The sequence below is a fragment of the Flavobacterium soyangense genome (assembly GCF_015277675.1).
In the GTDB taxonomy this organism is placed as follows: domain Bacteria; phylum Bacteroidota; class Bacteroidia; order Flavobacteriales; family Flavobacteriaceae; genus Flavobacterium; species Flavobacterium soyangense.
In genome coordinates this window covers 38,659-64,329 of the sequence record NZ_JADHEC010000004.1, presented here as the reverse complement: position 1 = coordinate 64,329, position 25,671 = coordinate 38,659, and the positions used below count along the sequence as shown (strand labels likewise).

At 32.7% G+C, this 25,671-nt stretch carries 25 protein-coding genes and 1 pseudogene; 18 read left to right on the top strand and 8 right to left on the bottom strand.

Annotation, left to right across the window (positions count from 1 at the left end):
• Nucleotides 1-260 precede the first annotated feature (260 nt).
• From IR213_RS03000 to IR213_RS02990, 3 genes and pseudogenes are all read left to right on the top strand, one after another.
• On the top strand, nt 261-803 hold the full coding sequence (locus IR213_RS03000; protein ID WP_194310831.1) for a heme NO-binding domain-containing protein: 543 nt from the start codon (nt 261-263) through the stop codon (nt 801-803).
• A 3-nt stretch (nt 804-806) separates the two neighbouring features.
• The gene (locus IR213_RS02995; protein WP_194310830.1) at nt 807-3,914 is read left to right on the top strand and encodes a PAS domain S-box protein; all 3,108 of its coding nucleotides are present in this window, start codon (nt 807-809) and stop codon (nt 3,912-3,914) included.
• A 196-nt stretch (nt 3,915-4,110) separates the two neighbouring features.
• Nucleotides 4,111-4,400, top strand: a pseudogene (locus IR213_RS02990) (hypothetical protein); the annotation flags it as partial.
• 170 nt (nt 4,401-4,570) lie between these two features.
• Here the strand turns inward: IR213_RS02990 and htpG are convergent.
• Nucleotides 4,571-6,472, bottom strand: coding sequence for a molecular chaperone HtpG (gene htpG, locus IR213_RS02985; protein WP_194310829.1), 1,902 nt, complete (start codon nt 6,470-6,472; stop codon nt 4,571-4,573).
• A gap of 180 nt (nt 6,473-6,652) precedes the next feature.
• On the opposite strand from htpG, the gene IR213_RS02980 reads away from it, so the two are divergent.
• From IR213_RS02980 to ftsY, 12 genes are all read left to right on the top strand, one after another.
• Complete coding sequence (locus tag IR213_RS02980; RefSeq protein WP_194310828.1) at nt 6,653-7,144, top strand: lipocalin family protein; 492 nt, start codon at nt 6,653-6,655, stop codon at nt 7,142-7,144.
• A gap of 13 nt (nt 7,145-7,157) precedes the next feature.
• Nucleotides 7,158-7,847 carry an OmpA family protein gene (locus IR213_RS02975; RefSeq protein WP_194310827.1) on the top strand — a complete coding sequence of 230 codons (690 nt, stop codon included), beginning with the start codon at nt 7,158-7,160 and terminating at the stop codon, nt 7,845-7,847.
• Nucleotides 7,848-7,932: 85 nt separating this feature from the next.
• Complete coding sequence (locus tag IR213_RS02970) at nt 7,933-9,066, top strand: glycosyltransferase family 2 protein (protein ID WP_194310826.1); 1,134 nt, start codon at nt 7,933-7,935, stop codon at nt 9,064-9,066.
• 146 nt (nt 9,067-9,212) lie between these two features.
• Complete coding sequence (locus IR213_RS02965) at nt 9,213-10,523, top strand: dihydrolipoamide acetyltransferase family protein (protein WP_194310825.1); 1,311 nt, start codon at nt 9,213-9,215, stop codon at nt 10,521-10,523.
• A gap of 135 nt (nt 10,524-10,658) precedes the next feature.
• Nucleotides 10,659-11,429 carry a 3'-5' exonuclease gene (locus IR213_RS02960; RefSeq protein ID WP_194310824.1) on the top strand — a complete coding sequence of 257 codons (771 nt, stop codon included), beginning with the start codon at nt 10,659-10,661 and terminating at the stop codon, nt 11,427-11,429.
• A gap of 69 nt (nt 11,430-11,498) precedes the next feature.
• Nucleotides 11,499-12,110, top strand: coding sequence for a fumarylacetoacetate hydrolase family protein (locus IR213_RS02955; RefSeq protein WP_194310823.1), 612 nt, complete (start codon nt 11,499-11,501; stop codon nt 12,108-12,110).
• Entirely contained in the window at nt 12,110-12,454 is a 345-nt protein-coding gene (locus IR213_RS02950) for an Hpt domain-containing protein (RefSeq protein ID WP_194310822.1), read from the top strand. Before IR213_RS02955 ends, IR213_RS02950 begins: the two co-directional genes overlap by 1 nt.
• 89 nt (nt 12,455-12,543) lie before the next feature.
• On the top strand, nt 12,544-13,797 hold the full coding sequence (locus IR213_RS02945) for a competence/damage-inducible protein A (protein ID WP_194310821.1): 1,254 nt from the start codon (nt 12,544-12,546) through the stop codon (nt 13,795-13,797).
• Nucleotides 13,798-13,868: 71 nt separating this feature from the next.
• Complete coding sequence (gene rpmB, locus IR213_RS02940) at nt 13,869-14,105, top strand: 50S ribosomal protein L28 (protein ID WP_103806174.1); 237 nt, start codon at nt 13,869-13,871, stop codon at nt 14,103-14,105.
• A 23-nt stretch (nt 14,106-14,128) separates the two neighbouring features.
• Nucleotides 14,129-14,317, top strand: a complete 189-nt coding sequence (gene rpmG, locus IR213_RS02935; protein WP_194310820.1) for a 50S ribosomal protein L33 — start codon at nt 14,129-14,131, stop codon at nt 14,315-14,317.
• Between the two features lie 70 nt (nt 14,318-14,387).
• The gene (locus IR213_RS02930; protein WP_194310819.1) at nt 14,388-14,540 is read left to right on the top strand and encodes a DUF4295 domain-containing protein; all 153 of its coding nucleotides are present in this window, start codon (nt 14,388-14,390) and stop codon (nt 14,538-14,540) included.
• A 159-nt stretch (nt 14,541-14,699) separates the two neighbouring features.
• Entirely contained in the window at nt 14,700-15,653 is a 954-nt protein-coding gene (gene ftsY, locus IR213_RS02925; protein ID WP_194310818.1) for a signal recognition particle-docking protein FtsY, read from the top strand.
• Between the two features lie 189 nt (nt 15,654-15,842).
• Here the strand turns inward: ftsY and IR213_RS02920 are convergent, their stop codons facing one another.
• On the bottom strand, nt 15,843-16,913 hold the full coding sequence (locus IR213_RS02920) for a serine hydrolase domain-containing protein (protein WP_194310817.1): 1,071 nt from the start codon (nt 16,911-16,913) through the stop codon (nt 15,843-15,845).
• A gap of 191 nt (nt 16,914-17,104) precedes the next feature.
• Here IR213_RS02920 and IR213_RS02915 point away from each other — a divergent pair, with 191 nt between their 5' ends.
• Nucleotides 17,105-17,548, top strand: a complete 444-nt coding sequence (locus IR213_RS02915; protein WP_194310816.1) for a lipocalin family protein — start codon at nt 17,105-17,107, stop codon at nt 17,546-17,548.
• Nucleotides 17,529-17,825, top strand: coding sequence for a DUF721 domain-containing protein (locus tag IR213_RS02910; RefSeq protein WP_194310815.1), 297 nt, complete (start codon nt 17,529-17,531; stop codon nt 17,823-17,825). Before IR213_RS02915 ends, IR213_RS02910 begins: the two co-directional genes overlap by 20 nt.
• Before the next feature lie 129 nt (nt 17,826-17,954).
• Here IR213_RS02910 and IR213_RS02905 read toward each other — a convergent pair whose 3' ends face one another.
• The 5 genes from IR213_RS02905 to bshC form a co-directional block, all read right to left on the bottom strand.
• Nucleotides 17,955-18,374, bottom strand: coding sequence for a nucleoside-diphosphate kinase (locus IR213_RS02905; RefSeq protein WP_194310814.1), 420 nt, complete (start codon nt 18,372-18,374; stop codon nt 17,955-17,957).
• A gap of 175 nt (nt 18,375-18,549) precedes the next feature.
• On the bottom strand, nt 18,550-18,678 hold the full coding sequence (locus tag IR213_RS16540) for a hypothetical protein (RefSeq protein WP_317173109.1): 129 nt from the start codon (nt 18,676-18,678) through the stop codon (nt 18,550-18,552).
• Between the two features lie 142 nt (nt 18,679-18,820).
• Complete coding sequence (locus tag IR213_RS16535; protein ID WP_317173108.1) at nt 18,821-19,093, bottom strand: hypothetical protein; 273 nt, start codon at nt 19,091-19,093, stop codon at nt 18,821-18,823.
• Nucleotides 19,090-19,320, bottom strand: coding sequence for a DUF5009 domain-containing protein (locus IR213_RS16530; RefSeq protein WP_317173112.1), 231 nt, complete (start codon nt 19,318-19,320; stop codon nt 19,090-19,092). The genes IR213_RS16535 and IR213_RS16530 overlap by 4 nt, the downstream gene beginning before the upstream one ends.
• A gap of 61 nt (nt 19,321-19,381) precedes the next feature.
• Nucleotides 19,382-20,974 carry a bacillithiol biosynthesis cysteine-adding enzyme BshC gene (gene bshC, locus IR213_RS02895; protein WP_194310813.1) on the bottom strand — a complete coding sequence of 531 codons (1,593 nt, stop codon included), beginning with the start codon at nt 20,972-20,974 and terminating at the stop codon, nt 19,382-19,384.
• Nucleotides 20,975-21,076: 102 nt separating this feature from the next.
• Here bshC and IR213_RS02890 point away from each other — a divergent pair, with 102 nt between their 5' ends.
• On the top strand, nt 21,077-22,360 hold the full coding sequence (locus IR213_RS02890) for an MFS transporter (RefSeq protein ID WP_194310812.1): 1,284 nt from the start codon (nt 21,077-21,079) through the stop codon (nt 22,358-22,360).
• An 8-nt stretch (nt 22,361-22,368) separates the two neighbouring features.
• On the opposite strand, the gene IR213_RS02885 is transcribed toward IR213_RS02890, so the two are convergent.
• On the bottom strand, nt 22,369-25,641 hold the full coding sequence (locus IR213_RS02885) for an Ig-like domain-containing protein (RefSeq protein WP_194310811.1): 3,273 nt from the start codon (nt 25,639-25,641) through the stop codon (nt 22,369-22,371).
• Nucleotides 25,642-25,671: the final 30 nt, after the last annotated feature.

Genomic DNA, 25,671 nt, shown 5'->3' with positions numbered 1-25,671 from the left:
TTATCAAAACAGTGAAATTCAATATTCTAAATTCGAAAAATAAACGGATTCTTACTAGTGAAATTCCGAATCTATTCATTAGATATTGCAAAAGCAGAAATTCGCAACATCAATTTTTAAAAATATAAAATGACAAGTATTTGATTGCATGTAACTTGAAGACAAAAGATGTTTGTCTGAAAATATACAATTATATTTCTAACTGTAAATTAGAAACAATCTTAATGAAAATTAATTTATAAATTATAAAAAAACATATTATGTACGGGATTGTAAACAAAGCCATTCAAGATCTGGTAACTGATAATTTTGGGGCTGAAAAATGGGAAGAAGTAAGAGAGAAAAGTGGGGTTGATGTTGATTTTTTTCTGAGTAACGAACCGTACGACGATGATATAACCTATAAACTAGCTGGGGCTGCTGCAGAAGTATTGAATATTTCGGTCGGTGAGGTTTTAAATGCTTTTGGTGAATGGTGGGTGTTAAAAACGGGTAAAGAAAAATATGGAGGTTTAATGGAAGCGGGAGGAAATAATTTGAAAGAATTCTTAATAAATCTTCCTTTATTCCATAACAGGATTATGTTAATGTATCCAAAATTAACTCCGCCCGAATTTAAAGTAAGCAATATAGAAGAAAACTCTATTTATATACATTACCATTCTAAACGTGAAGGATTACAGGAATTTGTAAGAGGATTGCTTGTTGGATTGTCTAAAATGTATATGATAGATTCCAAGATAGAATTAATGCAGAGTCGTGATGATGGAAATACCCACGAAATATTTAAAGTAAGCTGGTAAACCATGAAAATTCCTTTTTCTTTTAGCGAAACCCAATTTAATCGACTTTTTCCTTTTTATTTTTTAATAAATCGGGATTTGAAGATTGTGTCTACAGGTAAATCTTTAGGCAAATTATGTGATATACAAAAAATAATTAATTTCAATCAGTTTTTCTCAATCCCTAGGCCGCTTACCCTTATAAATTCATTTGAAGATTTGATCGCATTACAAAATCAATTGGTAGTGATGGAATTAAGTTCGGACAAAAAATTGAAGTTAAGAGGTCAGTTTGAATATATGGAAGAAACACAAGAAATACTCTTTTTAGGTTCACCTTGGTTTGATTCTATGGAACAATTAAGAGAAAATAATTTGATGATTAATGATTTCGCAATGAATGATCCACTTATTGATTTACTTCACGTACTAAAAACGGTTGAAATTACAAATGAAGACTTAAAGGAGTTAATTGCCACAATTTCTAATCAAAAAAATGAATTAAAGAAAGCAAATAAGGAGGTTTATGATATTGCTTTATTTCCTAAACAAAACCCAGATCCCAATATAAGAATTAATTATCAAGGAGATTTATTGCAAAATAATCCGGCAGCTTCGAATCTGGATTTTATTGAATATGAAGGAGAAATCTATCGTAATGATGATTTTTTTAAATTAATTGTAGCAGGAATTGATAAGGAAACGAAAAGATGGAGCTTTGAAGCGAGTTCAAATAAAATAGATTATTCTTTTGATTGTGTGGCAATGCTTGATGAAGAATATATAAATATTTACGGAAGGGATATTACGAAAGAAAAAAAATATAAACAAGAATTAGAAAAGCTATCAATTATTGTTCAAGAAACAGTGAATGCTGTTATTATTACAAACTCTGAAGGAAATATAGATTGGGTAAATAGGGCCTATGAAAAATTAACGGGCTATAATTTATCTGAGATGAAAGGCATGAAACCAGGCCTTTTTGTACAGGGTGCAGAAACGGATAATGAAACAGTAGCTTATATGAGGCGTCAGATAATGAATTCAATGCCTTTTGCTTGTGAAGTCTATAATTATACTAAATCAGGAGAAGGTTACTGGATAAGAATCAAGGGACAGCCAATTTTTGATAAAAAAGGAAATGTGACTAATTTTTTTGCTATCGAAGAAGATATTACATTAGAAAAGGAAGCAGAAACAAAACTAGAGAAACTTCGTGATTTCTATGAAAAGATTTTAGATAATATTCCTTCAGATATTGCCGTGTTTGACAAGGAACATCGTTACTTATATGTTAATTCGATGGGTATCAGTGATACAAAATTGAGAAAATGGATTATTGGCAAAAAAGATGAAGATTATATTAAAGAGAGAAATAAACCCATAAGTATACTTGAAGGAAGAAGAAAACTATTTGATAGTATTATGAAATGCAAAGAGCTAAAAACTTGGGAGGAAGAATTAAAACAACCAGACGGGACAAGCAAATATATATTACGAAATATGTATCCTGTAATTAATAGCAATAATGAAGTAGAACTAATAATTGGTTATGGAGTAGATATCACCGATATTAAAAATATTCAACAGCAAATAGAAGAAAGTGAAAAAAGATACAGAGAGATAATTGATAACAGTCTTGCCATCATAACTACGCACGATTTGCAGGGTAGATTCCTAAATGCAAACCCTATGATTTGTAAAATATTTGGATATACCGATACGGAATTTATTGGACATTCCTTAACGGATTTCATGCTTGATGAAGATAAACTATTATTTAAAAAAACTTATTTAAATAAAATTAAAATCAACAAAGAAGCTACCGGAATTTTCAGGGTTTTACACAAAAACGGACACATTGTTTATACTTTATATAATAATTACTTAAAAGAGGAACCTGGAAAAGATCCTTATGTTATAGGTTTTGCTGTAGATATAACTAAACGTATTTTGGCAGAAAAAGAACTAAAGAAAGAAAAAAAGGTTTCAGAAGAATTAGCTAAAACTAAACATAATTTTTTAGCAAATATGAGTCATGAAATAAGAACTCCAATGAATGCCATTATGGGAATGAGTCGTCAATTACTAAAATCAAATTTAAATGATGAACAGCGGATTTATCTTGGCAATATTACAAATGCATCCGAAAATCTATTAGTGATTATTAACGACGTTCTAGATATTGCAAAGCTCGAAGCAGGTAAGCTATCCTTTGAAAAAATAGGATTTGCACCTAAACAGGTTTTAGAAAATGTCATGAAAGTAATGGCGTACAAGGCTGAAGAAAAAGGTCTTTTATTAACAAATTCTTTTTATGATAAACGATTGTCTCCCATACTAATAGGGGACCCATTTAGGATAAACCAAATAATGCTAAATCTTGTTTCTAATTCAATAAAATTCACAACTGTTGGAAGTGTCGATATTAGCTGTAATGTTATAAAAGACAATGATACTTCTCAAGAATTTGAACTAAAGGTAATAGACTCTGGTATAGGTATGGATCAATCCTTTTTGAAAGATTTATTTAAAAAATTCAGTCAGGAATATGAATCCACTTCCAGAAAATTTGGAGGAACAGGACTAGGGATGGGTATTACTAAGAACTTAATAGATAGTATGGGAGGTGAGATTTTGGTAGAAAGTGAAAAAGGTAAAGGAACAACAATATTTGTTAGGTTTACTTTGGAAAAAGGAACGGAATTAGATGTGCCAAAAAAAGATACCGTTGTTGTAACTACTAAAAATTTTAGAAATAAAAAAGTATTGATAGTTGATGATAATGTGATGAATAGGATGGTAGCGGCACTGATTTTAAATGAATTTGGGGTTCTTGTTTCAGAAGCTGAAGATGGTGAAGAGGCGATAAATTTTTTAAAAAATAATGACTGTGATCTTGTTCTAATGGATTTACAAATGCCGGTATCGAACGGTTATAATGCAACAGAAATTATTAGACAAAGATTAAAATTAGATATACCAATTATCGCTTTAACCGCCAACGTTATAAAAGGAGAAAAGGAAAAGTGTTTTAAAGTTGGAATGAATGACTATTTATCAAAACCCTTTGATGAAGTGCAATTTCTCGGGATAATTTCAAAATGGTTAGAAAAGTATTTAGAAAAGTAAGATAATCTAAGGGGGTTAAAACTTTAGTTTTTACTTAATAGGATGCTATAATTTAACAAACACTAACCCGTTAGTTAGAATTATTTAAATAAAATAAATTGACTAAGTGTTAGTCAAAATACTAAAAATAAGCACATTGAAGTTGTAAAGCTAACCAGTATCTATAACAAATATAGTTAAAAATTATTTATAAGTTATAAGTTCTTTGAATTGTGAATTAGAATATAAATCAGATGTTGGTAGAAATAAAAAAGTCTGATTTAGAAGTAGTTGTGCTTGGTTTAATATTTTATTGTTGACAGTATACCTTTAGGGATTTGCAAATTTTCTCGTCATCAAAGAATTAAAATATGTAAAAATGAGTTTGAAATAGCTCCATCAAAAGGATATTGTACTTCACAAAACAATTGGTTTTATGGATATAAACTTCTCGGAGTTTGTTCTATATCAGTTGCTTTTCATACATTAGATAGTGCAAAACCTGAATATTTACTAGGATTTTTTTTGGAATTTTTTCAATAAATAATCTAGAAATCTGAATATTTAGACTCATTTTAGGATAGTGTCTTTTTTTTGAAAAGCGTACAATTCTTATAAATGAAAAAACCTGCAAGTTTTCACTCGCAGGTTAGCTTATTCAATTAAATATAAATTTCTTATTTAATCATTTCAAAACTTCTTTTTACAAAAGCCGTAAGTTCTTCGCCTTTTAATAAATTTTGGGATAGTTTTGCCAAGTCTAATGCCTGTTTCACCAAACTTTCTTGCACTGTTTTGTCTTCGGTTGTTAAGATATTGGAAGCCAAATCTGAATTAGTGTTTACCACCAAATTATACATTTCCGGCATATTTCCCATTCCAAACATTCCGCCACCGCCTGATTTGCTCATTTCTTTCATTCTACGCATAAACTCTGGTTGCGTGATGATGAAAGGTGCTGCTTGGCTGTCCATCGCTTCCAGTTGAACCGAATATTTTTGCTTTGGAACAAAACCTTCCAAGACTGTTTTCAAACTTTCTTTTTCTTCATCTGATAATTTAGAAATGGTAGTTTCTTCTTTTCTGATCAAATTATCAATATGATCTGAATCGACTCTGACAAAAGTTAAATTTTGATTATCGCCTTCAATTTTTTGAATTAAATGCGGGATAATTGGCGAATCTAGAAGCAATACTTCGTATCCTTTTTCCTTGGCGATTTCTATATAAGAGTGTTGCGCTTCTTTATTTCCGGCATATAGAACAACCAATTTTCCGTCTTTGTCAGTTTGTGTTTCCTTTAAATTTTCTTTCAATTCATCTAAAGTAAAGTATTTATCGTCAACTGTTGGGTACAAAACGAAAGCGCCTGCTTTTTCATAAAATTTCTCTTCAGAAAGCATTCCGTATTCTAAAACGATTTTGATATCATTCCATTTTTTCTCGAATTCTTCCCGATTTTCTGTGAACAAGGATTTCAATTTATCAGCTACTTTACGGGTAATGTAATTTGAAATTTTCTTCACCGCGGCATCGGCTTGCAAGCTGGAACGAGACACATTCAAAGGAATGTCTGGAGAATCAATAACCCCTTTTAACATCGTCAAGAATTCAGGTACAATTCCTTCGACATTATCGGTAACATAAACCTGATTTTGGTACAATTGTATTTTGTCTTTCTGGATTTGTAAATCGGAACCCAATTTTGGGAAATACAAAATTCCGGTCAAGTTAAAAGGATAATCTACATTTAAATGTATGTGGAATAAAGGTTCTTCAAATTGCATTGGATACAATTCGTGGTAGAAACTTTTATAATCTTCGTCCGATAACTCTGTAGGTTGTTTTGTCCACGCCGGATTTGGATTGTTGATGATGTTGTCTACTTCAACTTCAGTAAAAATTTCTTCTTTATTTTCTGATTCAACAAATTCGCCTTTCTTTTGTTCGATTTTTTCTTTTCTGGTTCCAAATTTAATTGGAATAGGCATAAACTTGTTGTAGCGATTTAATAATTCCTTGATTTTGTACTCTTCTAAAAATTCTAATGAATCTTCAGCGATATGCAAAACAATTTCAGTTCCACGAGTGGTTTTATCTGAAGGTTCTAAAGTAAATTCGGGACTTCCGTCACAAATCCAATGTGCTGCGGGTTCGTCTTTATAAGATTTAGTAATGATTTCCACTTTTGAAGCCACCATAAATGCAGAATAAAATCCAAGACCAAAATGTCCAATTATTCCTGAGTCTTTAGCAGAATCTTTGTATTTTTCCAAGAATTCTTCAGCACCGGAAAAAGCGATTTGGTTGATGTATTTTTCTACTTCATCGGCAGACATTCCCAAACCTTGGTCGATAATATGCAATTTCTTGCCTTCTTTGTCGATTTTTACTTCAATAATAGGGTTGCCATATTCTACTTTTGCTTCGCCAATGCTTGTTAAATGTTTTAATTTTAAGGTAGCATCTGTTCCATTCGAAATCAATTCACGCAAAAATATTTCGTGATCGCTGTACAAGAATTTCTTGATTAAAGGGAAGATGTTCTCTACCGAAACGTTAATTTGTCCAGTTGCCATATTTATTAATTTTTTAGTTTTACAATTTCAAATTAGTTACTCAAATAAGATACCAATTAAGGCTAAAGTGACAAAATGTCGGAAACGTTAATTTTGATATAAAATACTTTTATTTTGTAACTTTTTTAGCCATCGACATTGTAAATTTGTATCTAGTTTAATCTTAAAAAGCTTAAAAAAATGAAAAAAACAATTACATTAGTAGTAGTGGCTATTTTGCTCTTTGCTTGTAAAAGTACATCAGGAACAAGCACGCCAGTTACAAGTACAAAATTGGATAAAAGTTCTCAAGTTGGTATTAAAGGAGATTGGAAAATCACTAGCGTTACTTATCCCGGTTCCGATTATATTGTGGTAAATTCTTTTCAAATAGCTGATTCTAAATGTTTTGTTGGAAGTACTTGGCATTTTATTTCGAACAATAATAAAGGAAATATGGCTTTGACAAAAGCAGGTTGTCCAGCTTTCAGTTCTCCAATTGTTTGGAGTATTAACAAAGAGGGTATTTTTGTGCTTAAAATTGTAGAAGCAGGGACAAAATCTAAAAAAGTCACTCAGGGTTATTTATTGCGAGTGGCAAATCAAACAGAAACTTCATTTCAATTAGTAGATACTATCAATGTTGGTGGTCAAAATAAAGAAGTCACATACCAATTTATAAAAACAAATTAAAATTAAAATAATTATGAGAAAAATATCAATTTTAGGAATAGTCACTTTTTTTTTGTTGACCACACTTTTTACAAGTTGTGACTCGGTTAAAAACGCAAATAACACACAAAAAGGTGCAGGAATTGGAGCAGGAGCAGGAGCTTTAATTGGAGCAATAATAGGAAATAATACCCGTATTGGCACTGCTGGTGGTGCGCTTATTGGAGCTGCCGTTGGAGGCGGAGCAGGCGCTTTGATTGGTAATAAAATGGACAAACAAGCCAGAGAAATTGACCAAGCATTGCCGGGAGCAGATGTTGAAAGAGTTGGAGAAGGTATTCGTTTGGTTTTAAATGAAAATGCAGTTCGTTTTGACACCGGTAAAGCTACTTTAACAACAACTGCAAAAGCAAATTTGAATAAATTGGTCCCAGTGTTTAAGGAATATGCCGATACCAATATCGAAATTTATGGTTATACTGACAGTACTGGAAGTCCAGAATTTAATCTTACTCTTTCTCAAAAAAGAGCTGAATCGGTTAAAAATTATTTAATTTCAAACGGATTGGCTAGTACACGTTTTAAAACAACTGGATTGGGAATTGCTAATCCTATTGCATCAAACGACAATGCAGAAGGAAGAACTCAAAACCGTCGTGTTGAATTTGCAATTTTGGCAAATGACAAGATGGTGCATGACGCCAAAAAAGAGGCCGGAAATTAAAATTCCTACAATTTTTAAATACATTGAAGCTGTTTCTTTTTGAAACAGCTTTTTTTGTTTATTATATTTCAATTATATTTGCCTTATGCAACTATCCATCATTATTCTCAATTATAATGTGCGCCACTTTTTGGAGCTTTGTGTTTCCAGCGTTGTAAGGGCTATTGAAAACATTGATGCTGAAATTATTGTTATCGACAACAATTCTCAAGACGATAGCTGTACAATGATGAAGCAACGTTTTCCAAACGTGAAACTCATCGAAAACAAGGAAAATTTAGGTTTTCCAATGGGGAATAACATTGGCGTAAGCCAAGCAAAAGGGGAATACATTTGCATCCTTAATCCCGATACCGTTGTTGCCGAAGATACTTTTTCGAAAGTATTGGCTTTTGCCAAAGAACAAAAAAAATTAGGAATTGTTGGTGTAAAACTCATCGATGGAACAGGAAATTTTCTCCCAGAAAGCAAACGCGGAATTCCAACGCCATTTGTAGCTTTTACAAAAATTACAGGGTTGTATAAACTTTTTCAAAAGGCTTTTGGCACTTATTACGCCCAACATTTATCAGAAAATGAAACTGGAAAAGTTGAGATTCTAGTGGGTGCATTTATGTTGATGAAACGGGATTTATATAATAAAATTGGTGGTTTTGACGAAAATTGTTTTATGTATTCTGATGATGTAGATTTATCATACATGGTGTTAAAAAAAGGGAAATCAAATTATTATTTTCACGAAACTTCAGTCATACATTATAAGGGCGAAAGTACCGTAAAAGATGGAACCTATATGAAACGGAATCAGCAAGCTATGAATTTCTTCTATAAAAAGCATTTCAGAGTTTCTTTTTTGTTTTCGGTTTTTATGAAAATGGGAATTGTTTTCTTTTCAATGGTCAAGATGTTTCAAGGAAAACCCAAAAGAAAGCCAAATCCGGAAAAGTATATTCTTGTTTCTGACAATGAAATTTTGAGAGAAAAATTAGGAAATCATTTTAAAAAATTGGTGGAACTTCAAAATATTACGCAATCGTTTTCGGGAGAATCTACTGCGGAAATTATTTTCGATCAAAATTATCTCGATTTTAAGACCATAATTAATGCTTTCGAAGCCAATAAAAACATGGGTTATACTTTTAAAATTCTTTCTAAATCATCTGATTTTGTGACTGGTAGCAACAGTAGTTTTGATAGAGGTGAAGTAATTAATATTTAGTATTTTTGGATTCTTGTAAATTTGTAAATTGTAAATTAGCGAATCCCAAATTAAATAATATTCGATGAGCTAAATTCGTGACTTAAACTAAAAATAATTACTAATTTTGCATTCATAAAATCAAAATCACCTTTTAGGTTAATAATATGGCAAGATTTGAATTGAAACTTCCTAAAATGGGAGAAAGCGTTGCAGAAGCAACCATTACAAATTGGTTAAAACAAGTGGGTGACAAAATTGAAGCCGACGAAGCGGTGCTCGAAATTGCAACTGATAAAGTCGACAGCGAAGTACCAAGCGAAGTTTCAGGTGTCTTAGTGGAACAATTATTTAGCAAAGATGATTTGGTTCAAGTAGGACAAACTATTGCTATTATCGAAACCGAAGGCGATTTAGTATCAGAAATAGCGAAACAAGAGGTTGCTGCTCCGGTAGAAGTTGTGGCAATTGAAAAAAGCATTGAAGTTGCCAAAGAAACTGTATCAACTCCAATTAATTTCTCATCGTCTGAAAAATTCTTTTCTCCATTGGTAAAAAATATTGCCAAAGAAGAAGGTATTTCGGTTGCTGAATTAGAAAATATTTCAGGTTCAGGAAAAGACGGAAGAGTTACTAAAGAAGATGTTTTAAATTATATTAAAAATAAGGGTTCTGAAACACCAAGTGCAGTTGAGTCTGTAAAACCAGCTCTTCAGCCGCAAACTATAATCAATACACCACGGACGGCCACGCCGGTTTCCATAAACGGAGGCGACGAAATTATCGAGATGGACAGAATGCGCAAGCTGATTGCGGGTTATATGGTGGCATCGGTGCAAACTTCTGCTCACGTACAATCGTTTATCGAAGTCGATGTGACGAATATTGTAAAATGGAGAGAAAAAGTGAAAACGGCTTTCGAAAAAAGAGAGGGCGAGAAGCTGACTTATACTCCCATTTTTATGGAGGCTGTTGCCAAAGCTTTGAAAGATTTTCCGATGATGAATATTTCTGTCGATGGCGATACTATCATCAAAAGAAAAAATATAAACCTAGGAATGGCGGCCTCATTACCAAATGGAAACTTAATTGTTCCAGTTATTAAAAATGCGGATCAATTGAATTTAGTTGGAATGGCAAAAGCCGTGAATGATTTAGGAGGCAGAGCAAAAGCAGGAAAATTAAAGCCAGATGATACACAAGGAGGTACTTATACGGTTACCAATGTGGGGACTTTTGGAAGCGTTTTTGGAACTCCAATTATCAACCAACCACAAGTAGGAATTCTTGCTCTTGGAGCCATTAGAAAAGTGCCAGCCGTTATCGAAACTCCCGAAGGTGATTTTATTGGCATTCGCCAAAAAATGTTTCTGTCTCACAGTTACGACCATCGCGTTGTTGATGGAGCACTTGGTGGAAGTTTTGTGAAACGCGTTGCTGATTATCTTGAGGCTTTTGATATTGACAGGGATTTTTAGTTAAATGTGAGTTTTTAATGTATAAACCCGATCGTTTTTGGACTTGTCGGGTTTTTAATTTTTGTCCAAAACTTTTTTAATTAATCGATGAACGGTAAGTTCAAAAAGATATATTTGTCATTCTAAAATTTATAAATGGAGCTCAAGCTTAACAAACCAATTTGTTTTTTCGACTTAGAAACAACCGGAATTGATGTCGCCAAAGATCGAATTGTTGAAATTTCAATCTTTAAAGTTTTTCCAAACGGAAATAAAGAAAGTAAAACGTGGTTGGTCAACCCAACTATTCCAATTCCTCCACAATCAACAGCCATTCATGGAATCAGCAATGATAAAGTAGCTAACGAACCAACATTCGCAGCCTTGTCTTCGCAGGTTTACAATATGATTAAAGACTCGGATTTGGCGGGTTACAATTCGGATCGTTTTGATATTCCATTATTGGCCGAAGAATTGCTTCGTGCTGGAGTTGATTTTGATATGAAAAATCGAGTTTCCGTAGACGTTCAGACTATTTTTCATAAAATGGAAGAAAGGACATTGAGTGCGGCTTTGAAATTTTATTGTAACAAAAAAATCGAAAATGCGCATTCTGCAGAAGCCGATACCATGGCGACTTATGAAATTATGTTAGCCCAATTAGACCGTTATCCGGAACTTGAAAACGACATAAAATCTTTGTCAGAATTCACCACCAGAAAAAAAATTGCAGATTTTGCTGGAATGATTGCGTTTGATGAAGATGGCAGTGAAATTTTTGCCTTTGGAAAACACAAAGGAGTTAAAGTAGATAAGGTTCTAGAAGCAGAGCCGGGTTATTTCAGTTGGATACAAAATGCTGATTTTCCTTTATACACCAAAAAAGTTCTGACAGCCATCAAGTTGAGAAAATTAAACACAAAATAGGCGTTAGGTTTTAGGAATTGGGAGCAAGAAATTCCCAAAACACAGAACACAAAACCCAAAACCCAAATTATGAAAATTATCTGCATCGGGAGAAATTACGTCAACCATATTGAAGAGTTGAGAAATGAAAGACCAACGGAACCTGTTATTTTTATGAAACCCGATTCGGCAGTTTTATTAAAGCAACATCCCTTTGTAATTCCAGACTTTTCAAATGATATTCATCACGAAATCGAACTAATTGTTCGAATAAATAAAGTTGGTAAACACATTGATGCAAAGTTTGCTCATAAGTATTATGATGAAATTAGTGTGGGAATTGACTTTACAGCTCGTGATGTGCAAGAGCAATTAAAAACCAAAGGATTGCCATGGGAAAAAGCAAAATCGTTTGATGGTTCAGCAGTCATAGGAGAGTTTTTACCAAAAAATAAATTTAATTCATTAGAAAATATTACATTTGAATTGACGAACAACAATAAAACCGTTCAAAAAAGTAATTCCAGTAATATGTTGTGGAAAATTGACGAACTAATTTCTTTTATTTCTCGATATTTTACTTTGAAAATTGGTGATATTATTTTTACTGGAACTCCTGAAGGAGTTGCAGTTGTAAAACCGGAAGATGTTTTAGAAGGATTTTTAGAAGGACATAAACTATTTAGAATACAAATAAAATAATGGCACTACATTACAACCTAGCAAAAGTGTACGCACTTTCAGATAACGACCCTGAATTTGTTCAGCAAATCGTAACATTATTTGTTACCGAAGTTCCGGAAGATTTAGCAGAAATCAAGGAAGGAATCAAGAAGAAAGATCATAAGCACGCTTATGCTTATGCTCATAAGGTTAAACCAACACTTGATTTACTTGGTTTAAAAGTAGCTTTTGAAGAAATTCTTCAAGTCGAAGCTTGGACTAAAGTTGAAGGTGAAAAGAAAGAAATAAAAGAAACGTTTAAGAGCATTAAACATCAAGTTGAAGATGCTGTAAAAGAGTTAAAAAAAGACTTTGACCTGTAGATAGATTCTTCACTGTTTTATTTCTTTAAAACCAAAACTTTTGAAGTTTTTACCTATTCCCATAATTATATATTAAATCAGTATAGAAAATGAAAGCAGCCATAATTACTATAGGCGATGAAATTTTAATAGGACAAATTGTCGATACAAATTCAGCTTTTATTGCTAAATCATTAGACAGAATTGGTGTTGAAATTCACGAAATGATTTCTATTAGTGACAATAAGCAACACATTCTGGATACCTTTGCAAAGTTTCAAAATAGAGTCGACTTAATTATAATTACTGGCGGACTTGGACCTACAAAGGATGATATAACCAAAAAAACTTTTTGTGATTATTTTGAAGATGAGCTTGTTGTTAATGATAAGGTTCTCCAACATGTTACACAACTTATCGAAGGTTTTTACAAACGTAAAATTACTCAAATCAATAAAGACCAAGCCTTAGTACCTTCAAAATGTACTGTACTTCACAATCAAGTGGGAACAGCACCAGGAATGTGGATGAAAAAAGAAAACACTGTCTTTATTTCGCTTCCGGGAGTTCCTTTTGAAATGAAATATTTGGTCGAAAATAAGATTATTCCAAAGATTGTAACTGAATATAAAAGACCTTACATCGTCCATAAAACAATTTTGACCTATGGAATTGGTGAAAGTTTGTTGTCTGAAACCATCGAGAATTGGGAAAATAATTTGCCCGAGTTTGTGAAATTTGCTTATTTGCCAAGTCTTGGAAGTGTGCGTTTGCGACTATCTGCCCGTGGAACTGATAAAGACATTTTGGAAAAATCTATTGAAGAAAATGTAATTTCTTTATCTAAAATAATTGGGGATTTTATTGTGGGTTTTGATGATGATGAAACCCTTGAAGCGGTTTTAGGAAGGCTTTTGACGCAACAAAACAAAACTGTTTCGACCGCTGAAAGTTGTACAGGAGGAAAAATCGCTCAGGTTTTAACCTCAGTTTCAGGTGCTTCAAATTATTTTAAAGGAAGCGTAGTTTCTTATGCTACCGAAACTAAAATTGCTGTTTTAGGAATTTCTGAAGATTTGATCAAAGAACATTCCGTTGTAAGTGCTGAAGTGGCAAAGCAAATGGCAATTCATGTGAAAGAGATGATGAAAACTGACTATGCAATTGCCACCACGGGAAATGCTGGACCATCAAAAGGGGATTCAAATGCTGAGCTAGGGTCTGTTTTCATTGCACTGGCAACACCAAATGAAGTAATAATTGAAGAATTTAATTTTGGTCAACCCCGTGAAAAAGTGGTAGATAGAACCGTGATGAAGAGTTTAGAAATGTTACGGAAAGAAATTTTAAAAAATGTGCAATAATTTTTTTGCTAAATAGGTTTATTTTTCTTTTCTTTGCACCCTCGATTTGAATAACGATAAAAGATAAGATAATGTCAAGAGTTTGCGACCTTACAGGTAAAAGAGCGATGGTAGGAAATAACGTTTCTCACGCTATGAATAAAACTAAGAGAAAATTTTCAGTAAACTTAGTTAAAAAGCGTTTTTATCTTCCAGAAGAAGATAGATGGATTACTCTTAGAGTAGCTGCATCTACGGTAAAAACAATTAATAAAAATGGAATCGCTGCAGTTTTGAAAAAAGCACAAGCAGGCGGATTTATTAAATAATCCATTCCTAAATATATATCAAGATGGCAAAGAAAAGTAAAGGTAATAGAATACAGGTAATTTTAGAATGTACTGAACACAAAACATCAGGTGTTGCAGGGACTTCTAGATACATCACAACAAAGAACAAGAAAAATACTCCAGACAGATTAGAGATTAAAAAATTTAATCCAATCTTGAAACGTGTAACAGTTCACAAAGAAATTAAATAATAATTAGAGATTTTAAGATAATCTTAGATGTTACATTTGAGATTTATTAAAATACAAATAACATAGAATCATGGCAAAGAAAACCGTAGCATCCTTACAGACATCTTCTAAGAGATTATCAAAAGCCATTAAAATGGTAAAATCTCCAAAATCTGGCGCATATACATTCGTAGAATCTATTATGGCTCCTGAAGCAGTTGATGAATTCTTGAAAAAGAAATAATTAACGATAGCATTATATAGAAAAGCTACTTTCATTCGGAAGTAGCTTTTTTATTTTTTATATTTACCGTCGAAATGGATTCCTATCAACTTATTGTCTAAATTACAATAGATTAATCATTTTGAATGCCCATTCGTAAATCGCAAACCGTATACCATAATGAGTTTTTTTAAAAAAATATTTTCTTCTGAGAAAAAAGAAACTTTAGACAAAGGCCTAGAGAAATCAAAAACATCTTTCTTTTCCAAGTTAACCAAAGCCGTGGCAGGAAAATCAAAGGTTGATGATGAGGTTCTGGATAATCTCGAAGAAATCCTTGTTTCTTCAGATGTTGGTGTGAATACAACTCTAAAAATCATCACCCGAATAGAAAAACGTGTTTCTGAAGATAAATTCCTTGGAACTGAAGAACTCAATAGAATTCTTCATGAAGAAATAGCAGGTTTACTCTCAGAAACTAATTCCGGAGAAGCTACTGAATTTGTAATTCCAATCAATACAAAACCTTATGTTTTGATGGTTGTTGGCGTTAATGGTGTTGGAAAAACTACTACTATTGGTAAACTAGCATTCCAATTCAAAAAAGCAGGTTATAAAGTTGTTCTTGGTGCAGCCGATACTTTTCGTGCCGCAGCTATAGATCAATTGCAAATTTGGGCTGACAGAGTTGGCGTTCCCATCGTAAGGCAAAATATGGGAAGCGATCCGGCTTCCGTGGCTTTTGATACCCTACAATCAGCGGTTGCGCATAATGCCGACATTGTTATCATAGATACAGCGGGTCGTTTGCACAATAAAGTCAATCTGATGAACGAATTGACAAAAGTAAAACGTGTAATGCAAAAGGTGGTTGCCGATGCTCCACACGATGTATTATTGGTTATTGATGGTTCAACTGGACAAAACGCTTTTGAACAGGCCAAACAATTTACTGCTGCTACCGAAGTGACTTCACTTGCAGTTACAAAACTCGACGGAACTGCCAAAGGCGGTGTTGTTATCGGGATTTCAGACCAATTCAAAATTCCTGTAAAATACATTGGAGTTGGCGAGGGTATCGAAGATTTGCAGGTGTTTAATAAATATGAATTCGTAGATAGTTTTTTTAAATAATAGTTCAATGAATTTTTCTTCCTTCAAAAGTATCAGTCCCATTTACCTTTATTTAATAAGTGTTATATGCTTTGTTTTGTCTAATTTAGTTAGGGACAAAAACATGGTGTTGTATTATATTTTGCTCTTTTTTGGAGCTTTTTTCTTTATTGTTGGTTTTTTTATAAGCAAAAAAAATAGATAATATTTCTATTGGTATAAAGCATTTATTTTTTGCCAAAGCACTTCATCAAAATCAGACAAAGCCAGATTTACACTGTCAGCTGGATCTCCCATTCTGATGACTACCATTTTTTTACTTGGAATCACATAAATTTTCTGATCGTTTTTACCCAAAGCCATAAACATATCATTTGGGCCGGATGGAATAATACTTCCTGATAATTGTAGTTGAGATTGAGGTAAATGATAACTCGTTTTACCGTTCAACCACCATAAATAGCCATAAGAGAGATTGATGTTTTGGGAGGTGTTTGTAGCTTCATCGAAATAATTTTCATTTAAAATTATGTTGTTTTCCCATTTTCCCTTGTTCAGCATAAGTAAGCCAAAACGGGCCATACTTCGTGTTGTACTGGCAAAAACTGAGTTGTTACCGGAAGTAAACCACAATCCATCCATTCCTATTTTTGTTTTTAGTTTTGCATTGAAATAGTTTTCAAAACTTTGACCACTTGCATGAGCAATAACATCTTGCAGTTTTACATATACGTTATGATAAGCCCAACGGGTTCCTGCATCAACTTTGTAAGTTAGACTGGCAGGATCAACTGCATCACCATTGGCAATATCTTCTAAACCAGAAGTCATGGTGAGCAAATGCTTATTTGTAATTAAATTTTCTTTTGCCAATGGTAGACTTGTCCAACTTGTTCCTATATAATCAGAAACCTTGTTGTTTATGTTTATTAAACCTTCCTGTTGAGCAATTCCGGTCATAGTTGAAGTTAAAGTTTTGCCGGCACTTGCCCAATACCAACTAGTCGAAGCAGAATGCCCGTTGAAATAATTTTCCAAAACGATTCGTCCGTTGACCAAAATGATAAAGCCTTTAGAATGTTTGAGTTCCAAATAATCCAAAAGTGGTTGAACAGCCGTTTGTTTCCAACCCAGACTTGCAATTGATTTTGTTTCCCATACATTGCCAGTTAATGGAGGAAAATACATTGATTCTGTTGAAGGAGATGTCAGTTGTACGTTTTCAGAACTACAGCTGATATACAATAATGTAATTAAGAAACTATAGTTTATCTTAGACATATTCTAGTGAATTGTTTTGAATGGTAAGACCAAAAATATATAAAATAGTTTAATGAGTTTTATTTATTTTTCTTTTATTTGAGTTTAAGAAGCTTAACTTTGTAGAAGAAAATAATAAGTTTTTTTGATTCTAAAATCAAAGTAGATCGTTTCATTTCTCGGAATAACAATCAGAAAATAATATATCAAAGATGAAGAATATAGTTGGGTTTTTATTTGTTTCATTTCTTTTAGTCTCTTGTCAGCAAAAGATTTTGCCGTCGGATATATCCAAAATTAATGGTTATTGGGAAATTGAGAAGGTTGTTTTTGATCAAGGAAAAGATAAAAATTACACAATAAACGAGAGTTATGATTATTTCGAAATCGGTAAAAACAACACCGGTTTCAGGAAGAAAGTAATGCCGCAACTGGATGGCACTTTTTTAGTGAATGATTCACAAGAAGCTGTAGCTGTACATTTTAAAAATGATAAAGTTTTCTTTGATTATGCGACGCCTTATGCAAAATGGTCTGAGGAATTAATTACGGTTTCAAAGGATAAATTAGTTTTTAAAAATGCCGAAAATAAGGAATATCATTATAAAAAAGCAGCACCAATAAATTTAGAAGGCGATGGCAAAAAGACTAAATAATCAAAGCACTGTTGGTGATGTTTTGAAACAAATTATCCAAGTAAACAAACTGCAACCCGGAATTGACCGAATCGATGTCAAAGATGCCTGGAAAAACCTTATGGGCAATGGCGTAAATCATTATACCAAGAACGTGGTTTTGAAAGGAAGCACTTTGTATGTGGAGCTTTCTTCGGCGGTTTTGAGAGAAGAATTAAGTCATGGCAAGTCAAAGATTGTTGCCATGATTAACGAAGAATTGCAACGTGATGTTGTTAAAGATGTTGTTTTGAGATAATCAGTTTGCAGGTTTCAGTTTGCAGATTTCAGAAATAAAAAATCCCATCCAGATAAAAAAATCAGGATGGGATTTGTATTTTATAGATTTCCAACTGCGTTCTGCTATCTGAAATCTGCTATCTGAATACTAAAATTGCTCTCTTCCTGCAAAATGAAAAGTACCTTCAATACCTGCATTTTCATCACTGTCAGAACCATGAACTGCATTTTCGCCAATAGAAGTAGCGTATGCTTTACGGATAGTTCCTTCAGCAGCTTCAGCTGGATTTGTTGCTCCAATCAAAATTCTGAAATCTTCAACAGCATTTTCTTTTTCTAAAATTGCGGCAACGATTGGTCCACGAGTCATAAATTCTACTAATTCTCCGTAGAAAGGTCTTGCAGCGTGAACAGCATAAAAGGCTTGTGCATCAGCAATAGTTAATTGTGTTAGTTTCAATGAAACTATTTTGAAACCAGCATTTGTAATCATTGCCAATATATTTCCGATGTGTCCATTTTCAACCGCATCAGGTTTAATCATTGTAAAAGTTCTATTTGTTGCCATTTTTTTTAGTTTTTTAATTTTTGTGCAAAAATAGACTTTTTTATGAATTGATTTTAATAAATCAATAATTAAAATGGTTGTTATTTGGTTTTAACGTGGATATTTCTAAATATTAGACTTTGAATATCAGCTTGTTTTTATATAAAATCCATAAAATAAAGGACCAAAAATGAGCTTATATTAATGCATAAGCCAATGAGGCATTCATTGGGTTTTCGAATAAAGGGGTAATGCCATAATTATAAAAATAGCTTTGAAACCCTAATGGTTCATTCGGAATTTCAGGATGTTTTACTTTTATCATCGTTAGCACTCTTGGAATTATCCCTAAAAAGAAGAACACAATCCCCAAATTAAGAATAGCTTACCCCATTTTTTATAATCAGCAATTTCAATAATATAAAAGACTAAGGCTTGTTAATCCCGCTGTAAATAAGGCATAAGAACTAGTCCAAAGTGATTTGTTTATAGGAAACACAATATTCCATATTAATCCTAGAATTACTAAAGCAAGTCCATCTGCTATATGCTAAAAAGAGTAAAATACCAAGAACAGAAAAAACTAAAACCGTTTTAATTTTTGTACTAAAGTTTCCCAGCAATGCATAAGCGACTGCAAAAGTCAGCACTAATTTACCTATTGATAACGCAATTCCTTCCAACCCAAAAAGTTCTATTTTGCTAAAAAATTCAGGAATAATCCCAAACAAAATATTCACAGTGAACGTACTATTATTTTATTGAACGTAACAGGACTGAAAGTTTTTGTTTGCATTGCAAAAGGAATAGCTGTTCCCATTATAAAAATAAAGATGGGAATAACTAAATCTGTAAGGGGGCAGCCGTTCAACTCGGCGTGATCTAATGGTGGATAAATTGACGCCCAACTTCCAGTATTATTGACAATCGTCATCATCATTATAGTAAATCCTCTGAATACATCCAGTGAAGTTAAACGCTCTTTAATTATTAGTTTTTGATTGAAATAGAATGTTTTTTTTCTGTTTTTAATGGAGTGTTAGTATTTCAAAATTAGCTTCCAAAGGTTTCAATTTTTGAATCAACTTTTCAATTAAATTTTCACCATCCGCTAAGTAAAATTCCGAAAAATTAGCTTGGCGTTCCTGTAAACTTAGGTTGGGAAACAATTCGTTTTGCAAATCTATAATTCTTTCTAATGTTTCAGAATATTTTCTTTTTTGGGCTTTTAGCAATCTTTTTTCAAGATTTCCCAAGCCTTTTATTTGTTTAGCTTCCTGGGCTTTTACTGCGCCAAGAAAGGATTTGTCGGTTTGACGTGCTATTTCATATAAGTTTTCAAATTGTTTTTTTAGGTTTTCTTTTTGAATTGAAAAATCAATTGGAAATTCAGATAATTGAGCTGTTTTTACATTAACCAAATCATTTTGTTTGGAAAATAAATCTTTCCAACTTAATCCTAATTTATCTGCTTTTGCAACTTGTTTTTCGGTTGTTAATAAAACAGAATTCCTTAATAAAAGTATTGGAAAAGTAACTTTCACGGCATCGAAAAAAGATTTCAGTTCTAGCCAATATGCGATTTCTCCGCCTCCGCCAATGTAGCATAAATTGGGTAAAATCACCTCTTGGTATAACGGACGCATAATCACATTGGGACTAAATTTTTCGGGATGGTTTTCTAATACCAAGAGAATTTCGCTTTCCGTGAATTCTATTTGGGTATTATTTACCTTGTATTTTTCGTTTTCAAGAATGATGCGTTCCCGCAAATCGTTTTCTAGATAAAACAAATTAATTTCACGGGGATTGACTTGAATAGTGTAGTTTTTTAATTTTTCTGCAGCTTCCAGAACGTGTTTATACGACGTTAGGTGAATTAATTCTTCTTTTATATAAGGAATAAAAATTTGTTTTAATCCTTGATTATCAGCATCAAGAATGACCAATCCATATTTTCCAAATAAGGTATTTGCCAAATGGCGTGTGGCTTCCGCCAAATTGGAATGATTGAGATAAGCTTCTTGAAACATTTTTTTTAAATCATCAGCATTCTTCCCCGAGCCCAACTCACTCGCATACACTTCAAAAAAATCAGCTAAACCTTCAGTGGATAATCGTCCAACGGGTCCTTTGCTTCCCTTGCTCCAGCGAAACTTTCGACCTTTGAAATTGAAATAATTGATTTCTTCAAAATCGTGATCTTCGGTTGCCATCCAATAAATGGGAACAAAGTTTTGCGATGGATATTTGGTTTTGAGTTGCTTGGTTAAATTGATGGTCGAAATTATTTTGTACAAAAAATACAAAGGACCAGTGAACAAATTTAACTGGTGACCGGTTGTAATGGTGAAAGTATTGGAATTGGCCAAAGCTTCAATGTTTTGCTTGGTCAAATCTGAAGTTGCAATTTTTGAATATTGCTCTTGCAAAACCGAAACTAATACAGTTCTGTTTTTGGCATTAAAATTTTCTTGTTTTTCCTGAATTTGTGCTTCAAAATTTTCAAGATTGGGAAATCGATTGTAAAGGGATTGCAAATTAGGTTTTTGATCTAAATAATCATTCATCAAAGACGAGAAATACCCGGAATTTTGATAGTTAATACAGTCGGTTGGCATATTGAAATTTATTTTATGCTAAATTACCACAAATTATTGGAACTAAATATTTGTTACTTTCGAAAATTAGCATCATTTTTATCAAAATATTACAATACTCTTATGAAAGAAAATTCTAATCCTGATAAGGTAAATTCATTAAAACACGTACTTTTTGGCAGTTTAATTGGAACCACCATTGAGTTTTTTGATTTCTATATTTATGCTAATGCTGCTGTTTTAGTTTTTCCGCAATTGTTTTTTCCGGGGTCAAGCCCTACTATTTCTACGATAGAATCTCTGGCTACTTTTTCTATTGCTTTTTTTGCTCGTCCTATTGGTTCTGCTGTTTTTGGACATTATGGAGATAAAATTGGACGAAAAACCACCTTGGTTGTTGCCTTATTGACGATGGGAATTTCAACTGTTGTCATTGGGTTTTTACCAACGTATGCCAGTATAGGAATCGCTGCGCCTTTATTATTGATGCTTTTCAGATTTGGACAGGGATTGGGACTTGGCGGAGAATGGGGTGGAGCTGTTTTATTGGCAATAGAAAATGCGCCTCCGGGAAAACGTGCTTGGTATGGAATGTTTCCTCAGCTTGGAGCACCTATTGGTTTATTACTTTCCGGCGGAACTTTCCTTTTGTTGAGTGATACTTTGACAAACGAACAATTCTTTGATTACGGTTGGAGAATTCCTTTTATATCAAGTGCTATTTTAGTTGTGATTGGATTTTATATCCGATTAAAAATCACCGAAACTCCTTCTTTTCTGGCGACTTTAGAAACTAAGAAACAAGTTAAAATCCCAATGATTACCCTGCTGAACTCATATAAACGCGAACTTGTTTTTGGAACTTTGGCTGCAGTTACCACTTTTGTGACTTTTTATTTAATGACTGTTTTTTCCTTAAGTTGGGCTACCACAGATTTGGGATTTACAAGACGTGATTTCCTGATTATGCAACTTTTTTCGGTTGTGTTTTTTGGAATTTCAATTCCAATCTCAGCCGTTTTTGCAGATAAATTTGGTCGAAGATTGGTGTTAATTATTATTTCAATTGCCATTGCTATTTTTGGATTGTTTTTTTCTTCGCTTCTTGGTTCCGGAAATACGACTTTAATCACGCTGTTTTTATGTTTGGGAATGGCATTGATGGGAATGACTTACGGACCGCTAGGGACTTTTCTTTCGGAACTTTTTCCAACAGAAGTGCGATATTCAGGAGCTTCGCTCACGTTTAATTTTGCAGGAATATTTGGCGCTGCTTTTGCTCCCATAATCGCTATTTGGATTGCCAAAAATTTTGGAATTACCTATGTGGGTTATTATTTATCTGCTGCTGCGGTGATGACTTTCTTCTCGCTTTTGTTGATAAGAAAAAAGGATCATCTGTTTTAATAAAAATACTAACGTTTCAAGCTAAAGTGTCCATTATATTCCACACCGTTGGCTCTTGTTACAACAAACCAATAATCGGTTGCAGGAAGTTCGGCTCCGTTGAAAGTTCCGTTCCATTTGTTCGTATTAGAGACTAAAATTTTGATCAGTTTTCCATAACGGTCGAATATTTTAATTTCTGTGTTTGGGGCTAAGTACGCAAAATCAATTGTCCAATTATCATTGTATCCATCATTATTTGGTGTGAAGAATTTTGGATATGGAAGTTCATCTACAAAATTAATACAGTCAGCAGAGGTGGCATCGAGAATAATAATTGAAACAGGAATTCTATCACTTTTACAATTGTTTATAGTTTGTAAAGCATAATAGGTAATTCCGTTTTCAAGCAAAGTTGATTCTGATAAATGTATTGAAGAATAAGCACTTTCAAACCAATTTACATTTTGTCCTGAAATGGCAATATCGCTAATTTTTGCATTTTTTTGAATGCAGAATGTTTGGGGTGAATTTGCAATTGGTCTTTGTGTATCTTGAATTTTTACAGTAATAGCCAATCTTTCACTTTCGCAATCGTTAAGTGTTTGTGTAGCGTAATAGGTTTTACCATTTTGTAATAAAGTGGTTTCAGCTAAAATATTTACATTCGTTGATTCATCATACCATTTAATGTTCGAACCTGCAATATTAAAATTCGAAAGAGTTGCATTTTCATCAATGCAAAATTGTTGATTAGTGTTATGTGTTGGTAATGGGGTATCATACACTTGAATTATAATTGCAGTTCTGTCACTTTCACAACCTATTGTTTGTGAAGCATAATAGGTTTTATTGTTTTCTAATAATGTGGTGTTGGGCAAAGTAGCTACGGTAAGATTTGTATCGTACCATTTTATGTTTTGTCCTGATATTTGTATCGTATTTAATGATGCATTTTCCTTTTTACAAAAGGATTGATTTGTATTTGCTGTTGGAGCTGAAGGTGTGTTTACTATTGAAATGCTGACTCCAAATCTTTCACTTTCACAATTAGTAGTAGTTTGTGATGCGTAATATGTTTTTCCATTAACAAGATTTGTGGTTTGAGTTAACAAAGAACCATTGCTTAGAGAATCATACCATTTAATTATATTTCCTGTAACGATTATATTGGCAATTGTCGGGTTTTGTGATGTACAAAAGGATTGATTTGAATCTCCAGTAGGAGCAAGTGTATTTTGAATATTTATTAAAACAGGAATTCTTTCACTTTCGCAACCGTTTACGGTTTGTGAGGCGTAATAGGTAATTCCATTTTGTAATAAAGTGGTGTTTGCTAATAAATTTCCGTTTGTCAAGACATCATACCATTTTATGTTTTGTCCTGTGATTGCAATTGAACTTAAAGTAGCATTTTGCTGAATGCAGAAAGTTTGTGGGGAAGTTGTGGTTGGAGTTCCTAAGTTATTTACAATGACAATAATTGGAGTTCTTTCACTTTCGCAACCATTTATAGTTTGAGATGCGTAATAAGTAATGCCATTTTGTAACAAGGTCGTAATTGGAATAATTGTTACATCTGTTACGTTTGCATACCATTTTATATTTTGACCTAAAATAGTAACGTCTACTAATTTTGCATTATCACTTAGGCAAAATTTAGGGCTTAATGATAATGGAGCTTGTGGACTTGATGTAATGTGAACTGTAACTTCTAATCGATCAGTGCTTTCAGGGCAGTTTCCGTTTTTTCGAGTGGCGTAATATTTTTTATTATCTAATAAAAGTGAAGTCTTTGATAATGGCGTAGTAGAATTTAAAGAATCATACCATTTTATTGAACTTGAGTTTGGACTAATAGAGCTAATCGTTGGATTTGAAGCCGAACAAAAATATTGATTGTTGTCTCCAACGACTTTACTATTGTCACAAGGACCAAGTTTTAGGATGAAACCGTCGCTATTTATAGTGCTACTATTTATGGTTTCTAATGGATATTGTGTGGTAGTCGAAGGATCAAAGTCACACCACCCTTGAAAATCTCCAATTATATAATTATTTTCATTTACAACTTTAATCCCTTTAACGTAAATACTATAACTAGACTCTATTTTAATTGCAGTGTCAAAATCCCTATTTGCATCTAGTTTTAAGTAAAACACTCCTTTTTCAGACGTCAAATCAAATATATTATTAGATGGATCTAAATCAATAGTATCTTTAAAACCTCCAGCAAAAAAATAGTTGCCATTACTATCAGTTGTAACTGCGGTAAATATTATCATTCCGTTTGGGGGGTCAAAAAATTGCTTTACATCAATAAAATCGCCATTTAAATTTAAAAAAATTATAGAATTGGTACTATTTCCTGAAATATTTAAAACGCTTGACGAAGGATCAACATCGACTGTGTCATAATAATTTTTAACACCAAGAATAACAATGCCTTTTTCAAAAATGTGAAAAGAACGAAATCCTTGATTAATAAAGGTTTTTTGCCAGATTATCGAGTTATTTAAATTGTCTATATTAGTTAGAGTAGAATTCCCCGATTTCATTAAAAACAAATTAACATTTCCATCTGGTCTAACAATAACTTTACTAATAGCATCGTCACTAAACTGCTTTACCCAATCAAAATTTCCATTATTATTTATTTTAATAAGATAGCTGCCAATGCCATTTGAGCTTAAATTTAAGCTCGGATTATTTGAATCAATAGCAATATTTCCAAGAAACTTACCGCTTATAAAAATGTTGTTTTGATTGTCTAAATCAAAAGAGGAAATATAAATTACATTGTTGTATCCATAATTTTGTTGAATTTTTTTTGTTGATAAAACATTGCCATTTGGATCTATTTTGATTATTGTGATGAAAGAATTTATAATGTTTGGATTACTAATGCTGAGTTCTTCTAAAGTTAATAGAACATAAATATTACCATCTTTACCAATCTTAACATCATATGCATTATCTCCTCTTTTAATAGTTCCAAATGTTTTCCCCCATAAATAGTTGCCATTACTATCAACTTTAACTAAATAAGTTCCAGCAAAATTTTGAATATTGAAATTGTCAATAATTTCAACTCCAGAAACTGTTGGGTCAATGTCAAATAATGGTGATTCAGTTCGTCCTACAGTATAACTATTTCCGTTAGCATCAACATCGGTCGAATTTGCTAAATCATTATAATCATAAGTTATTCCTTTTATCTGTCTTGCCCATTGAAAATCCTGACAAAATCCATTAATAGAGAAATTCAAGCAAATTATAATCAAAAAGAAGGTTTTTCTCATAAGGTTGTATAGTTAAACAAATATATAAAT